The 16,776-nt window shown below is 34.8% G+C and carries 14 protein-coding genes; 4 read left to right on the top strand and 10 right to left on the bottom strand.

The genetic code is table 11. From position 1 onward, the window contains the following. Positions 1-23 precede the first annotated feature (23 nt). Positions 24-1,448 (top strand): glycoside hydrolase family 1 protein, encoded by a 1,425-nt coding sequence (locus AC4BB7_RS01515; RefSeq protein ID WP_490484167.1) that lies wholly within the window; start codon positions 24-26, stop codon positions 1,446-1,448. A 145-nt stretch (positions 1,449-1,593) separates the two neighbouring features. Further along, entirely contained in the window at positions 1,594-1,980 is a 387-nt protein-coding gene (locus tag AC4BB7_RS01510; RefSeq protein WP_490484166.1) for a VOC family protein, read from the top strand. A 102-nt stretch (positions 1,981-2,082) separates the two neighbouring features. Here the strand turns inward: AC4BB7_RS01510 and AC4BB7_RS01505 are convergent, their stop codons facing one another. The 8 genes from AC4BB7_RS01505 to AC4BB7_RS01470 form a co-directional block, all read right to left on the bottom strand. Then, complete coding sequence (locus AC4BB7_RS01505; protein WP_490484165.1) at positions 2,083-3,150, bottom strand: DUF4179 domain-containing protein; 1,068 nt, start codon at positions 3,148-3,150, stop codon at positions 2,083-2,085. Beyond that, a complete protein-coding gene (locus tag AC4BB7_RS01500; protein ID WP_490484164.1) occupies positions 3,147-3,662 on the bottom strand; it encodes a sigma-70 family RNA polymerase sigma factor in 516 nt (171 codons plus the stop codon). The genes AC4BB7_RS01505 and AC4BB7_RS01500 overlap by 4 nt, the downstream gene beginning before the upstream one ends. Before the next feature lie 190 nt (positions 3,663-3,852). Next, positions 3,853-5,667: a collagen binding domain-containing protein gene (locus AC4BB7_RS01495; RefSeq protein ID WP_490484163.1), complete on the bottom strand. Its 1,815-nt coding sequence runs from the start codon at positions 5,665-5,667 to the stop codon at positions 3,853-3,855. Positions 5,668-5,969: 302 nt separating this feature from the next. After that, a complete protein-coding gene (locus AC4BB7_RS01490) occupies positions 5,970-7,685 on the bottom strand; it encodes a cache domain-containing sensor histidine kinase (RefSeq protein ID WP_490484162.1) in 1,716 nt (571 codons plus the stop codon). Then, the gene (locus tag AC4BB7_RS01485) at positions 7,682-8,443 is read right to left on the bottom strand and encodes a response regulator transcription factor (RefSeq protein WP_086315266.1); all 762 of its coding nucleotides are present in this window, start codon (positions 8,441-8,443) and stop codon (positions 7,682-7,684) included. The genes AC4BB7_RS01490 and AC4BB7_RS01485 overlap by 4 nt, the downstream gene beginning before the upstream one ends. 398 nt (positions 8,444-8,841) lie before the next feature. Next, entirely contained in the window at positions 8,842-10,068 is a 1,227-nt protein-coding gene (locus tag AC4BB7_RS01480; RefSeq protein ID WP_490484161.1) for a leucine-rich repeat domain-containing protein, read from the bottom strand. 125 nt (positions 10,069-10,193) lie between these two features. Continuing rightward, positions 10,194-11,048 (bottom strand): ComEA family DNA-binding protein, encoded by an 855-nt coding sequence (locus AC4BB7_RS01475; protein ID WP_490484160.1) that lies wholly within the window; start codon positions 11,046-11,048, stop codon positions 10,194-10,196. A gap of 261 nt (positions 11,049-11,309) precedes the next feature. Next, a complete protein-coding gene (locus tag AC4BB7_RS01470) occupies positions 11,310-11,993 on the bottom strand; it encodes a replication initiation protein (protein WP_490484159.1) in 684 nt (227 codons plus the stop codon). Between the two features lie 260 nt (positions 11,994-12,253). On the opposite strand from AC4BB7_RS01470, the gene AC4BB7_RS01465 reads away from it, so the two are divergent. Further along, entirely contained in the window at positions 12,254-12,973 is a 720-nt protein-coding gene (locus AC4BB7_RS01465; RefSeq protein ID WP_490484158.1) for an SDR family NAD(P)-dependent oxidoreductase, read from the top strand. Between the two features lie 111 nt (positions 12,974-13,084). Here the strand turns inward: AC4BB7_RS01465 and AC4BB7_RS01460 are convergent, their stop codons facing one another. Further along, entirely contained in the window at positions 13,085-13,951 is an 867-nt protein-coding gene (locus AC4BB7_RS01460) for a hypothetical protein (RefSeq protein ID WP_490484157.1), read from the bottom strand. Between the two features lie 238 nt (positions 13,952-14,189). Between AC4BB7_RS01460 and AC4BB7_RS01455 the strand changes: the two genes are divergently transcribed. Beyond that, entirely contained in the window at positions 14,190-15,188 is a 999-nt protein-coding gene (locus AC4BB7_RS01455) for a linear amide C-N hydrolase (protein ID WP_490484156.1), read from the top strand. 82 nt (positions 15,189-15,270) lie between these two features. Here AC4BB7_RS01455 and AC4BB7_RS01450 read toward each other — a convergent pair whose 3' ends face one another. Further along, complete coding sequence (locus AC4BB7_RS01450; RefSeq protein ID WP_490484155.1) at positions 15,271-16,668, bottom strand: MucBP domain-containing protein; 1,398 nt, start codon at positions 16,666-16,668, stop codon at positions 15,271-15,273. Positions 16,669-16,776: the final 108 nt, after the last annotated feature.

Raw genomic sequence — 16,776 nt, 5'->3', positions numbered from 1 at the left:
TATTTATAAAGGAGTAGAAATACATGAGTTTTCCAAAGAATTTTTTATGGGGCGGCGCCACAGCCGCCAACCAATGCGAAGGAGCATGGAATGAAGACGGCAAAGGGGATTCGATTTGCGATCATAATCGTGCTGGAAGTCGAACAGCCAATACACATCGGACATTCGATTTAGAGATCGATACAGGTCAATATTACTATCCTAGCCATACTGGGATCGATTCTTACCACCGCTATAAAGAAGATATCGCTTTATTTGCAGAAATGGGCTTTAAAGTGTATCGAATGTCGATTGCTTGGTCACGAATTTTTCCTAATGGAGATGAAGCTACGCCAAATGAAGCGGGTTTACAATTTTATGATGAGGTCTTCGATGAGTTAGCGAAATATGGTATTGAACCACTTGTGACGATTTCCCACTTTGAACTGCCTTTTCATTTAGGGAAAACTTATGATGGCTTTTTAGATAAACAAACGATTGGCTTTTACGAAAACTATGCAACCACTCTGTTTGAGCGTTATAAAGATAAAGTAAAATACTGGCTAACATTCAATGAAATCAATTTTGGGACAATGGATCATAGCAAACGAATCAATGGTTTATTTAATCGTGAGTATACTGAAACTGAACAGTATCAAGCCTTACACAATGTCTTTTTAGCTTCCGCTAAAGCAGTGGTTGCAGGACACAAAATCAACCCAGACTTTAAAATCGGCTGTATGTTAGCCTATATCACCATGTATCCAAAAACTTGTCGACCAGAAGATGTGTTAAAAACACAACAAATCAATGAAAAATTCAACTTTTTCTGTGGGGATGTACAAGTCAAAGGAAAATATCCTTATTTCATGAAACGTTATTTTGAAAAGAACAATATTCAGGTAGAAATAACAGAAGAAGATAAAGCCTTGTTGAAAGCTGGAACTGTTGATTATTATACGTTTAGTTATTACATGACCACTTGTATTACAGATGATTTAGAAAAACGGAATGATAAAACAGGTGGCAATCTGTTTGGCGGCGTCTCAAATGAATACCTTGAAACCAGTGACTGGGGTTGGCAAATCGATCCTATTGGGCTACGCTATACCTTAAACCAAATCTATTCTCGCTATGAAGTACCGTTAATGGTCGTAGAAAATGGACTTGGTGCCTTTGATAAAGTAGAAGCGGATGGTTCGATCAATGATGATTATCGAATCGATTACTTCAAACAACATATTATTGAAATGGAAAAAGCGATTGATGATGGTGTTGATTTGATTGGGTATACGCCTTGGGGTTGTATTGATCTAATCAGTGCTGGAACTGGTGAAATGAGTAAGCGTTATGGGTTTATCTATGTTGATCGTGACGACGAAGGCAATGGGTCGCTTGATAGAAGCCGGAAAAAATCATTTTATTGGTACAAACAAGTGATTGAATCAAATGGTGGAAATCTCGCCTAGTGAACATTTTTTCTCTCTGATTTTCTAGAAAAATAAAAACTGTGTAAGTAGTTTTCCAAGCGAGTCTACTTACACAGTTTTTTTAAGCACATCAATTGTAATTATACTAAAATCTGCTATCTTACACTTAAGGAGAGTGAAGGAAATGAAACAACCAATAACGTTTATTTCAGTAACAGAACATGCTAAAAAGCAAATGGATTTTTATGTTGACGTTTTTCCAAACACTACGATTCAATCCACAACTTATTATGATACGTTTCCAGACCGTGTGTTGAATGGACAATTAGATTTAAACGGCACTTTGATTTATTTTTTAGAGATGGGACCTGAAAATCCCGTTACACCTGGTTGGAACCTCTCATTATTTGTAGAAATGGACACTGAAGAAGAGTTTGACCAAATTTTTTCAGCACTTTCTGCTGAAGGTGTTGTGATTATGGGACCAGAAGCAGCTGGCATTTTCAAAAAAGTGACGTGGCTGACAGATAAATTCGGTGTCACTTGGCAGTTCGTATTTGCTGGTAAATAAAAAAGCCGCTTCCAGCTTTATCTAGTAAGGAAGCGGTAAACACATGTTGATTTTACGGGTAAAGTCAGTGCTCGCAGCATTGACTTTTTCCTTTTAAGTAAACTACTGACGCTTAAATTCGACTTCAGTATTCCCATAATGGAGTAGCAACAAATCTGCTTGATCATATCCTGGGTAATCAAAAATTACCTGATAATACTGTTTTCCATCTTGTTCATTAGTGCTAAGTTCTCTTAGCAAATAACGCTCTTCTTGGCCATTGATTGTAGCTTGCAGCCAGATATCATCTATATCGACTAATTCATTAAATGTCTTATCACTTGTTGTCATCACAAACGAATTTGGATACACTAAAGCCGACACTATTTCTGACCATGAAGGATCAGTCGGAGCAAAATCAAGTGCATCAAACGACTTGATTTTTGACGTATCAATCGGCAATTCCCACATACCTTGAAGCTCTTCGAATATTTTCCCTTCTTTTCCTTCATGAGATCCTGGGCTATCATCCATAGGATACATCGCAGTTAAACGATTAATGACAATTACTGCATTCTCCAATGCTGGTACATTTCCGTCACTTGCGCGAAGTCGATAAGTTAATTCTAGCTGATTTGTACTGTGGTCAAAATGAGAATCAGATACAATTGAATGAAATAGATTCAAATTCTCATGTGATTCTGACAAACCACTTTTCAAATCAACCAGATAACGACCATCACCATTTTTAAGTGCAAAGTTGATCCCATAATTATCGAGCGTTTTATCAGTGAATTTTGACTTTTTCGGAACTTCGATCGTAAAATGCAGGCCTATTTCATTTTGATCTGCATAGACTTCATTTAACTTGATTTCTATCTCTTCATTTAATGCTTTTGTCCTTTGTTGTGTGACAAAACCTTTATCTTGAAGGGTCTTAGAGGTGAACTGCCCCAGATGTAAGAAATTGGTCACGGCTTTACCAATTGGCGTAAAGGCTAACGAAAGTCCTAATAAAAGGATCGCTGCAAGTACAACGAATGGTAGAATTTTTTTCTTTTTAGGATGCACTCGTTTCTTTTCATGAGAAATTTTTTGGTATGCTGTATCAAATGCTTGACGAGCTTCTTGAGAGAGTACTTGATTTTCTTGCATGGTCTTGTTCAACTCTTCTTCAAAATCTTTCATCATACTATTCCTCCTTCAGATCCGATATAATCTTTTTGCAATAACGCGCGCCCCCGGGCTAAACGAGATTTAATCGTTCCAGTGGGTTCAGTTAAAATCTCACTGATTTCCTTTACTGAAAAACCATTGTAATAATACAAGACAAGAGGAATCCGATAAATTGGTTTGAGTCCACTCAGTAAGTCATTCATTCCTAAATGCTCTGTCTCTTGATTATCAACTAAAAACGGATAATCCTCTATATCAAAAGAAGGCTCCAAGTTCAATAACTTCTTACATTGATTGATCATTATTCGACAGATCCACGTATTAAAATATTTTGGATTTTTAAGTTGATCTATTTTTTGGTACGCAGTGATCACTGTTTCTTGCAGTACATCTGCTATATCTTGTTCATTCGATAAAAACCGCCTAGCCATATTATAAAGTACCATTTCATACCCTTGAATCAATTGAATGAATGCCTCTTGATTCCCCTTTTGAGCTTTTTTAACTAAAAACACATCATTTGCCAAGTAAAATACTCCCTTCATCTCCAACAGTTAATTTGAACCTTATATCTATTAGAGTCTCAAAAATCGTAAATGGTTGCATCAAAATTATAAAACAGTGATATTTATATACATAGCACAATTTTTAGGATATATATAAATAAAGGATAAAACAAATAGTCAGTGCTACTTGTTTTATCCTTTATCCTATTCTTTATTTAGTTACTTTTTTACGAATTAGTACATAAGCACCAACTGCCATCATGATTACTATCAACCCAGCAATCACTGCGGCATAGCTATCTTTACTGCCAGCTTTAGGTAATTGTCCTTTTGATTGATTTTTAGAAGCATTCAACAGAACTTTATCAGCTTTTGGTTTTACTTTTTCTTCTTTAACTGGTATTAGTTCACCTTCTGCATGTCCGCTAGGTTTGATTTCTTCTTGTTTGCTTGATTTATCTTCACTCGTTTCCTTAGGGTCATTGATGCGTATTTCTGGTTGTTCTTCTTTGGCTTTATTTAGTTCTTCTTCTTGCGTTTCTTTCGCTTGTTCTTCTGGGATTAGTGGTGTAATTTCCTCTAGTTCTCCTGATTCATCTTCAATCACTTCGACTTGCTCACCAACGTGGATTTCTGGTTGTTCTTCTTTGGCTTTATTTAACTCTTCTTCTTGTGTTTCTTTCGCTTGTTCTGTTGGATCTAATGGTGTAATTTCTCCCACTTCTCCTGATTCGTCTTCAATCACTTCAACTTGCTCGTCGATGTGGATTTCTGGTTGTTCTTCTTTAGCTTGGTTTAGCTCTTCTTCTTGTGTTTCTTTCGCTTGCTCTGTTGGATCTAATGGTGTAATTTCTCCCATTTCTCCTGATTCGTCTTCAATCACTTCAACTTGCTCGCCAATGTGGATTTCTGGACGTTCTTCTTGTGCAATATTTAGTTCTTCTTCTTGTTCTTTCTTTGCTTGCTCCGTTGGATCTAGCGGCGCAATTTCTTCTAGTTCACTTGACTCATCTTCAATATTTTCTTCCTCTACGACTGCTTCTTTAATAGATTGATTTTCATCACCAATTGCATTACCGTCTAAAAAGATATTTTTCACTTTATGAGCAGCGATTTCGTAGATTGGTTTTTGATATAAAACCTGATAATCAACTTGGCAATCGTTCGTAAAGTTTGGTTGCTTTTTCCCAGCTTCTGTTATTGTTGCTGTATACATAATTGTAAATGAAGTCAAACGTGCTTTTTCACGATACAAACGAATGACAAAAGCATTATCTGCTCCAAACTCCACTGTCCCGTATCCTTGATTTATAAATTCTTCCAAACTTAGTGCTGAACGACCTAAATAATTATCCACCGTAAATACAAAACTATCTTGATTTAATACTTGACCGCCACCAGACTTGTCTGTTAAAACGATATCTTTAGCTAGATCGCTCTTCGTTAAATTTGCATTTAAAAACCAACGAATTTGGCCTGATTTCCCCAGTAAATCACCCGTTTTATAAAAGAACGGTTTTTCCCCTTCGACGTCACCACCAGAGTGTCCTTTAACAACAATATTTTTTATACTGATTGACGTTCCTAAATTTACGGGTACTTCTTTTACTGTATTTTTCTCAACATTTGTCACACGAACGCCAAATGTGAATTCTCCGCGAACGCGCTCTAATTGACTCACTTTTTCATTAAATGTACAAATAACTTTATCTTTATATACTCGAACTATTCCTAATCCGTTTAAATCTATTTCACGTGGTGCATCATTAGAATCTGTCAGTCCCTCTAATTCTTTTGGTAAAGACAACGTCAAAACATCACCTGCTTTAAGCTTTGCACCTGCTTTTTCGCTAAATGTCACATGGATAGATGTCAATTCCCCATCCATCAATTCTGTCTTATCAAATTGAATTGTATCAACAAACCCTGCCTTACTTAGTTCGGCAGCTAACGAATGTTCTCCAAACCCAACTAATCCTAAGAAACCTACAACCATTACTAGACACCATGATAATTTTTTTAACATCTTTTATACATCGTTCCTTCCTCTAATTGATATAGACCAATATGTATTCTCCATTGCGTTTATAAAAAGCACTTTTTTGATGTTAAACAATATATATATTCAAGTCAAATCATATACATTTTTGCACATTATTTTATAATAAAGCTCTTAAAGTAATATATTCAGCTCGTCAGAAGACCAAACCGCGCCTTCCATCTCTCTACGTATCAGCTATTTTTTTGCCTTCAGTCGTTTTGCTGATAATAGTAAAAAAAGCCGCTTGAAATTTCAAGTGACTTCCTTATCCTTAAATTTGTGTGTGTTTAATAACGTGGTAACTTCAACAAGACATGCGTATACTGATTTGGTTCAGTACGGATTTTCATTTCATAGTCAGAACCATATTGTAAGCTAAGCCGCTCATCAATGTTACTCAGACCAATACCTCCAAGTTTAGTACAAACATGTTCATGCTCTTGATCTAAACAATACCCCTTACCATTGTCGCAAATTTCAATATAAAAACTAGCATGATCTGCTCTTGTACGAATAGTAATCAGCCCAGGTCTATTGATTTCCTTGATTCCATGGTAAATTGCATTTTCAACAATCGGCTGTATCACAAGTTTCGGTAATTGATAATCAGATAAACGCGGATCTTCGATTATTTCATATGTCAATTGCTCACCATAACGTTGTTGCTGAATAAATAGATATTGACGTACATGTTCTATTTCATTTTTCAGAAGAATCATTTCATTCCCCTGATTCAGTGACAATCTGAAAAAATTCGCTAATGATTTAGTTGTTTCAACTACTTTTTTGGTATCATTGAACTCTGCCATCCAAATAATCGTATCTAACGTGTTGTATAGAAAATGAGGATTGATTTGGCTAGCCAGTGTTTGTATTTCATACTTGTGAATTGCCTGTTCTTTGGCTTTTACTTCTAATACTAACTGCTCCATCTGCATCAACATGAGATTGAAACTGCGGGCAAGACTCCGAATTTCATCAGGACCTGATTCTACAACTTGTGCATCTGATAAACCTGATACAACATGTTTCATTGAATGTTCAAGGGTTCGCATCGGTTTAGTTAGTCCTCTGATAACAAATACGCTCCCTATAAAAATAACTAAAAACATTAGCACACCAACCATTGTCATCTTCCACCACATATTACTTGAAATCATAGTCAACTCTTCTAAAGAAGCAACTCCTATTAACCGCCATCCCGCTTCCACAATTAATTGATGATAAACAAGTTGTTGTGCCTTCTCGTCATACCCTGTTTTACGTCTACTATCAAGTTGAACCTGAGTTTGGCGCTTTTGCTCTGAAAAAACAGTATCATTCTGATGATAAACGAGTTCTTCACGATCATTAATCATAAAAACATACCCTTTTTGTCCAATATTTAACTGTCTTAAATAATTTTCTATCCCTTTAGAATCAATATCCAATCGAATCACACCAATTTTCTGATCCTCGTCAGTGACGATTTCTTTAGTAATAGAAATTATCCACTCTTCTTCACTGCCCTTTACTGTCTGTTTCCTAGCAGAAGTTACGATTGTCATACCATCTATGTTAATTCCTTGTTTACGCCATTCTTCCTCTAAATTTTTTTTTGACTTTAACACTTCAACAGACTCTTCATTAGATACAAAACGACCATCTTTTGTTAATAAAATAGCTGAGATCAAAGAATCATCTGTCGCAAGCATGTTGGTCAGTACGTTCACTGCTTGAGCACGGCTTTCTGGATTATCTGCCGCCATAAATTCTTTAACATCTGAACTAATGGCAATGGCTGTTGCGACCTGCTTCAAACGTTTGATATAGTCATTGACATAATCACCACTGCGCTCAATTGTATTTATCGTATCTTCTTGCGCCTTCTTTAGCATGATCGCAGACGTATTATACGTCGTTGAAACGCCGTAATAAACTAATAGAATAAGCGTCGTTAGGAAAAAATAATGGCTGATTTGGACAGACAGTGAACGCCACTTGAGTTTACTCAAGTGCCTCATCGTTGTACCGCCTCTTTTTTATATTGCCTCGGCGATACCCCTGTCACTTGTTTGAAACGTAAAGAAAAATAATTAACATCTTCAAATCCAACTTTTACAGCAATTTCATAGTTTTTGAGTGGTGTTGCAAGTAACAATACTTTCGCTTGTTCGATTCGCTTTTTACTGACATAATCTTGAAATGTTGTGCCTAGTGTTTTCTTGATCACACTACTCAAATAACTCGCATTATAGCCCAACTTATTTGCCAACCATGTTAATGATAATAAGGGGTTACTTAGTTGCTCTTCAATGATTTGTTTCACTGTATCTGCTAACGTACTATCTTTCCTAGCCCCCTCTTTAGTCACACGTACATCGCTCAGTTGTTGACACAATTGATCTGACTTTATCTTGTTGATCGATCGAATCAATAGCCCTTCGATTTCTTGTCTTGTTACTGGTTTTAAAATATAATCATCTGCCCCTAATTTTATAGCAGTCACAGCATAGTCAAAATAATCATATCCTGTTAAAAATATGATTACCGTTTTCGGCAAAAATAATTTGACCTTTTTAGCAAAAGTTAAGCCATCCAAATAAGGTAAATTGATGTCTGTCAAAATAATGTGAGGGCTTTCTTTTTTGACAATCTCAAGAGCCTTTTTCCCATCACCCGCTTCAAATATTTGATCGATTTCCAACCCTTTAAAATCAATCAACGTTACGATCCCTTTACGTACCAAAGGTTCATCCTCTATAACCAAAAGTTTATACATGCTATCCCCTTCTTTCTTTACCTCAAATATAAAAAACTCCTTTATTTATCATAACAAATAAAGAAGTTTTTTATATCATTTTTTTGTAACTTTTAGGAATAATTAGCAATCATCTTTTTTTTATTTAGAAATATTACAGTTTAAATTATCTAATAGAGAAAAATCAGTTGTTTTAGTTCCTATAAGATTCAATTTTTTTAAACCTAATCTATTGATTCAACACTCGCTTGTTCCCTATAACCTCTTATCTTGATAATCCACTAACTGCTAATACAAGTATTATCACAGATCTCAATACTTTTAAATCTAATTCATATCTCTTCCTGTTGTTACTAATTATCTTTTTTTATTATTAAAATCTTTAGGATTTCCCCTAAACATCTTGTTAGTTTTAATATTTAAGGTAATCCTTTTTTATGAAGAAATGGTAATTCATCTAGAGGTGAATAGTCAGCAATCGGATTCCTATCAAGAGACAAATTAAACATTTTTTTCAAGGTTTTCAAAGGCTCAATATCTACAATTTGATTTGATCTTAATCTTAGTAGCTCAAGATTTGTTAATGCATTCAATGGTGAGACATCTACGATCTGATTAGAATCCAAGTTTAGACTGCTCAAATTAACCAAAGTTTTCAATGGAGAGATATCAGTGATTTGATTTCTTGATAAAGACAAACTACTTAAATTACTCAGTGAAGAGAGCTCTGTAATATCAACAACCTGATTGGAAATTATAGACAAATGAGTAAGATTACTTAATGTAGCGACCCCTGAGATATCAGCGATTTGATTGTAATCGAGAGTCAAATATTTTAGATTTTTTAGGAGTTTCAATGCTGAGATATTTGTTATTTTATTGTTTCCAAGTCCCAGAATTTCTAAATTTTCCAAAGATTTCAAAGAGTCAAGTTCGACTATCTCATTTACGTCAAGAAATAACTGTTTTAAGTTCGATAAAGTTGCCAATGATGAAATATCTGTAATTTCGTTGCCAACTAATGATAATTTAGTTAATTTCTTTAATGGTACTAAAAATTCAAGGTTAGTGATTCGGTTTGTTCTTAGATTTAAATCTATTAATTGGGTCAGTTTACTAACACTTGAAAAATCTTTAATACTAGTTCCCTGAATATCTAAAATTTCAAGACTTGTTAAATTTTCAAAACCTGATATATCTGTAAGTTTATAACTTCCTAGACGAAGCTCTTTTAATTGTTTCAATTCAGAAAGTCTATTTATTTTTGTAAGTTCATTTCCTTGAATGGTAAGTTTTGTTAGTTGCTTTAATGCAGAAAGTGAATTTACTTCTTTGACTTTGTGTCCCCATATCCTTAAATCGGTTAGTTGTTCTAAGTTAGATAATGGAGTAATATCTGTAAAATCACCTTGTAAATCTAATTGTTTCAACTGTTTTAAGTTTGAAATTGGCGAGATATCTGTAAGTTTATTTTCAGAAATACTAAGATCTTCTAACTGTTTAATAGAAGCTATCCAACTAATGTCCGACATCTCATTCCCAGATAATCTAAGTTTTTTCAGTTGTCCCATCTTTCCTAACTCTGAATAACCTAATATATTAGAATTCTTAATCCCATATAATCCCAATGTTTCTAAAGAACTCAATTCTCCTAGAGGACTAATGTCACTGATGTTAGATGGACTGTCAATAAATAATTCTTTCAGTTTTTTTAATTGACCAATTCCTTTAAATTTTAATGGAACATCCCCTTTTTGCCAGATATTATCTATTATATTTTTTCTATATTAGAAAGGTTATAAATTGGCTGTAAGTCACTTACTTCACTACTGTATAGTTCAAACTTCTTTAATTTTGTTAAACGCTCAGCTCCTTCAAGATTAAGCGTATCTCCTTTTTGGGCACTTCCTCTATAAGTAAAATCTTCTAAAGTTTGCAATTGATATACTTCACTAATATCTTTCAAATTTCCTGTAGACCTCAAGTGTAGTTTTTTTAGATTCGTAAAATTTTCTACTCCTGCTAAACTTTCTAATTTGGAAATAGAAAGATATAATGTCTCAAGATTTTTTAAGGAAGTTATTTTGGAAAAATCCTTCACCTCTTCCACGTCAATACTTAGATATTGAAGGTTTGTTAAATATTGTATCCCTTCAAAATCAGTAATGTTAATTAAGTAATTCAATTTTTTGATACCACTTAACTCATCTGTTGTTACTTGAGAAGTAACCTCTTTATCTAAAATAACAGCAATTTCTGAAGCTAAGTTTTTTTCTGGGAAAACCTCAGAAATTGTTCCCAACACAGGATCGGCATCTGCATATGCTAATCCCTGATCTTTAATCTTTTTTAGCGTAGCAGCTCCAATTCCCTTAACATTACTCAATTCGTCCAGTGACGCATACGGTCTTGAAGCAACAATTCTCTGCGCAAGTACTGCTCCGATTCCTGAAATCTTCTGCAAGTCTTCTATACTTGCACTGTTAATATCAACTTGCCCGACTTGTGCCGTTGCTTCAATACTTTCTTGTGCTCGAGCAAGCTCACCTTTTGATAATCCACCAACCGATAATACAAGCATCATCATAATGGAAATCAATACTTTTAATTCTTTTTTCTTTCTCAATTTTTGTTTCCTCCTTTTCTTTTTCAGCAATAGTTTCTTGATTAACGGATGTTCAGAGACCTTAATTGACTCCGAACTTTGCTAAATAAATCATCTATCGGCTGTCTTCTACATCAATCAAATCATAACTATATGTACAGTTTATATTATATTTTCCAATTCTTATATAGAGAATCATTATAAAAATATAGAGTTTAATCAGGTCTTTCTATTCGTCAAATAAAAGAGTCACCGAAAAATTTCGGTGACTCTTTTTAGCATTTATGGTCTACTCTTATCAAATTTAAAAATATACCCTCGAACTTTATTCCCTTGTGTCTTACTATATTTTTTTTCCACTTCTAAATGCCTAAAATACTTACTTAACTCCTCAATCGATGGCTTTAAAATCTTTTGATCGATTTGTCCAACTTGGTAATTCTCAGGAACCCCGAGTAAAAAGGTCAAATTCTCAAACGACACTTCCCAGCACCCTTTTTTTTCAGCCTGTTTTAACAAACGATATAGATTTTTTGCATATTTCTTTTTCACCGAAATAAATTCTTCTAAAGAAAAACAAGTAGCATTGGCATGTACTTGATTTAACAGGCATGTGAATTTGGCATTAAAACGGGCTTGGATTGCTTTCTCTTTTTCAAGAAATGTAAAATCTTCAAAAATCATAAAACGTTCTAAACCAACCTGGTCTTCGTCCGTATACATATGCAGATAATTGGTCTTCGTCAGTTTTTGATACATATTATTTAAATCCTTTAAGAACCTCGTGTTAGAGGTTGAGGTATAGTGGGCCAAATGTTTTAAATCATCCCATTTTAAATAAATTTGTTCGTGTTGCTCTTCTTTTGTTTTACTTAATAGAGAAAAAAACAAGTTGAATTCATTCGCATTGAAAGTCCCTAGTGAGACCGTATTCAACTCATTTTTATACTTTACATAGTCATGCATTCTAAAACCTGCTTTCTCTCATTTACTTGAAGGCTATTATAGTCAGTTTCATTTTACAAAGCAAGTTCACATACAAAAAGGTACTGATTAACCTCTGTTATCTACACATCTTTCTCCAGTCTATATAGCTTATAAAGCCTTTAGATTTAAGGTCTTGCTTCCCTTATCTCATTTTCCCAACACTTATTTGCGCTGACAAGATCTGTAAGCGATGCTATTCTTTGGAAGTAATTTAACTACACAACGGAAGGATGTTTTTTATGAGTAAATCAATTATTATCGTAGGTGCAGGTCCAGGAGTTGGCTATGAAACAGCTAAAAAATATGGTTCTCAGGGTTATAAAGTCGGATTGATCAATATTTTGGAACCCGTTTTAATTGAGTTGAAAGATGAACTAGAACAAGATGGTATTACTGTTTATTATGAAACTGCTGACGCAAGCAACACAGCAGAGTTAAACCAAGCAATCGATCGTCTAGTTACACAGCTCGGCGGTTTAACTACTTATTTCTATAATGTTCCTGGACCTTTAGGAAAATCCTACATGCCATTGAGTGAGGCACCTGAATCGTTATTCTCTTTATTTTTACAATTAAGAGTCACTTCTGTCTTAACTTCGGTTCAACATGTGCTGCCTTATTTAGAAGAAAGTCATGGATCTGTGTTGATCTCTAGTGGGCAATCAGACCGAATTGCTTATCCTTATACCGGCATCATGGGAACAGCTCAAGCTGCATTGAAAATGTTGATGACCCATCTAAGTCAAGAGCTAAAAGAAAAAGATATTTTTGTTGGTTACTTCCCATTAGATAATCCACCTGTGATCACTGATGAGAAAAAAGAAGCAAAACGAGAAGACTTACCTGGTGGTTTTGAATTGACTAAAGAAATGAGAATCACAGCTAAAGACGTGGCGGAAGTTATTTTCAAAGAAGATGTACTTAGAGAAAATTTTGATGTTCGCGTCCAAAAAGCTTAATAAATTTTTTTGTTCTCTAAAACATAGTTTTAAAGTTATTCACTACTAAAAATCAAACAATAAAGCGACCATAAATGAATGATCCGTTTATGGTCGCTTTATTATCGATTTTTACTTCTGTTTATCCTTAGTCAAAAGTTCAATTAACTCTTGTTGCTGCTCGATCACTTCTACCAATCGTTCGTTCAACTCTATTTGACGACTTCTTTTCGTCCGCTGTAACTTCACTTCTATCCACTGACTATTTTTCAAGATACGAATCCCTTCTGTCATATGACCCACTAGAATAATAGCAACAGCACTCAGGCTCAATCCAACTAACCAATTCTTCAAAACAAGTAACTGTTCCCATGTTTCCTGAACAAGATTTGGAATACCCGCAATGTTTCTGGTTGTGTGAATCAATTCCTTCAATTGCTCCAACAAGGACATAACACTTGGAATCAACTGATCTAAAGTAAAGGTAGACTGGCGGAAGATATCTGAGAGTTTTTCCTGAAAACGATTGAGTTCTTGTACACTCAGACTATTGATTCGCTGATCGATCACTGTATAAGTTTGATACATTTCTATTGTCATTTTTGTTAATACGGTTAAAAGAGCAATCACTAAAAATAAATAACCTATCACTAATAATTTCTCACTCAAATGCCACTGATCCTTTTTTCTTAATCGCCATAAAAGGTACCCCACAAGCACTAATCCCGCTAGCACAACAATAGTCTGGATAATAACCAGTATGCTCAAATTCGTTACTACCTGACTAACTTTGTCGGTTAATCCTGCTTGCCAATCTTTAGATGAAAAAAAAGTTAGCACATTATTGACCGTGATTCGAAAAGATTTCCGAATAATAGTTTCAAAAAATCCTCGCTGATTGATTACTAAAAATAATAGTATAACTAGATAAATCAGACTACTTAAATGGACAGCGGTTCTTAAATGTCCCTTTTTAGTAAAACGTTCTCTCACCACCATAAATCCCCCTCGGATAAATCACTAAATAAAATATGATTATATAGTAGCATTATAACAAAAAAGTAAATACTGATACACTTTCACCAACATTAAGCCGCTAGAATTTCTATAGTATTTATTTGATTATAACTTTAAACTACGTTAAACTTTTAGAAAGTTCACTTTAGCTTAAATTATTCTATAATCTTATTTTTTTAGATAAACTATTTATTTCATTAAAAAGAGGGAGCGATAATCTATGTGCACAAGTGTTACGATGATGACGAAAGATCAACATGTTTTATTAGCAAGAACAATGGATTTTGCGGTTGTTCTTGAGGCCGAACCAACGTTTATTCCGCGGAATAAATTTATATTCGTTAATGATGAAAGCTATGATCGCAAAAACGACTATGCTTTTGTAGGAATGGCGCGACAAGTAGATAAAGAACACTTTGTTTTTGCTGATGGTTTAAATGAAAAAGGCCTTTCCTGCGCAGCCCTCTATTTTTCAGGTTATGCTGATTATAATAGTCAAGATACTTCAAAAAAATATACTTTAGCACCACACGATGTTGTGCCGTTTTTACTTTCTACTTGTTCCACTATCGAAGAAGTAACACGTACCATGGAAAATGCCCAAGTTGAAGACACGGCCTTAGATTTTCTAGGAATCGTCTTACCTCTTCATTGGGTCATCACTGATAAAACAGGGAAAAGTATTGTCATTGAATACACAGAACAAACATTACACATCCACGAAAATACGATCGGCGTTATGACCAATAGTCCTGATTACAAATGGCATACAACGAATTTAAGAAATTACATCGGGCTTCAACCTGAACAAAAAACAGAAGTTCATTTAAAAGATATGGTCATGAAACCGTTTGGAGAAGGGGCTGGTGCCTTTGGTCTGCCTGGTGATTTTACTCCGCCATCAAGATTTGTCAGAGCGGTCTTCTTAAAAGCTTGCTTACAGGATGTCCAAACAGAATTAGATGGCGTTACCTCTATGTTTCATGTGCTTGCTAATGTTGATATCCCTAAAGGTGTTGTAAAAACAACGCAAGCTTATGACTATACGCAATATACTTCTGTTATGGTCAATAGCTCATTGAATTATTATTATAAAACATACAATAATCAACGGATTCGCTGTATCCAATTAGAAAACGAAGACTTTGACGCTACTTCTGGGAAAATTTGGTCTAATGGTGATTCGGAAGATATTTTATATCGAAATAGCAAAAAATAATCACTTTAAAAAAACAATTAACGGGAGTGACACATCACTAAATTAGTGTGGTGTGTCACTCCCGTTAATCTATTCTAGCTCTTTATCTATTTTTTATTCGGAAACCGAAAATCAAACTAAATAGAAACAAACTCAGCATTCCAGCCGATAAAATCACTGTATTTTGCTCTGCTGCTCCCGTTTTGGGTAGTTGTGATTGCGCTTGTTCTTGTTGCTGTTGCTGTTGTTCTTTATTTACGTTGTTTATTTCTGGTTCAATTGGATCTGTTTTTACTTTTTCATAAATAAATGTCATTTCCTTAGGTTGCTCTGTAAAAATTCCTGTGTCATCCCCAATTACTTCTTTTAACTGATAACCTGCGATTTCCTTATCAATTTCATAACGAGTTCCAACATCTCCTGTTAGAGTAATACTTGGCTTTAACGTCGTTCCATCTTGATCTTTGAAATTGGCAGTAACACTTGATAGCGTCGGAACATGAATGATGGTTGTTGTCACACTGTTAGACTGTAATGTAAAAGGTTGTTGGGCTAAACTAGTCACACCCTCTAAGGACACGTTTTGATCGATTGACGCTTGATTTTCCCCAGTTACTTTTACTTGATAACTAAATGTTATCTTTTCATTTTCGGGTATATCAGTAAACGAATAGGCAAATTCACGACCATTCCAAGCACTATCGTCAATAGGAAGGTCATTAATCTTGGTCGTATTTGGCAGGTATTCAACTCCTTCAGGCAAATTGTTTTTAAGAACACTTTCCCCAACTTTACCTCCGCTGTTCTCTGCTGTTAAAGTATACGTCAAAATATCGCCAACTTTGGCTTCTGAATTACTAACCGTTAGCGGCAACTGGAACTCAGGTGCTACAAAAAGGTTTTGTTCAGCTAAGGATAATGGAATCGGTGAGAATGGCTTGATGCCGCCTGCGCCATCTGAAGTCTCACCAGTGAACAAACCAGGCAGATCAACATTACCAGTGATATTCCCTACTTTTACTTTAAAATAGTAGTATACCTCCATACTGCCTGATAATGACCCTTTAAAAGGAAGATTCATTTCATTTGGGAAATCAGGCATAATGCTAGAAAGACCTTCATCACTAAGATGGGTTGGAGGCAGATCGTTGGAACCAACATAAAATGATTCTGCCGCATACTCCAAACCTTCATTGAACCAAAAAATAATATTATGATCATAAATCTCTTGATTATTATCGAATTCTTTTAGTTGATATCTCATAGAAAAAAGATACGTTTCACCTATCTTTAATGGTATATTCGCGTCTATGGGCTGCCCATCTTCTTGGAGTAGTTGATACTTCACCGCTAATTCACCTGGCATACTGATTCTATCTGCTCTTGCTAAAGAATCGGATTGAGGCAATTCCAAAGCCGCTACATGGTCAACGTGGGTAAAAGTCATTAAGATAAACATGATTAGGACAGCTAGTATGCTCGTCCATTTTTTTTGTTTCATTTCTAATGTTCTCCTTCTAAAATACATTTTGATTAACATTGACTTTACCACACTAAACCTGTCTTTACAATTCAGTTTTTGCCAGGTAACAGCTTATTTTGATTCATC

It is taken from the genome of Enterococcus sp. AAFC-DPL-5182 (genome assembly GCF_058216605.1).
The sequence above is the reverse complement of the archived record's forward strand: the minus strand, read 5'-3'. Positions and strand labels throughout refer to the sequence as shown.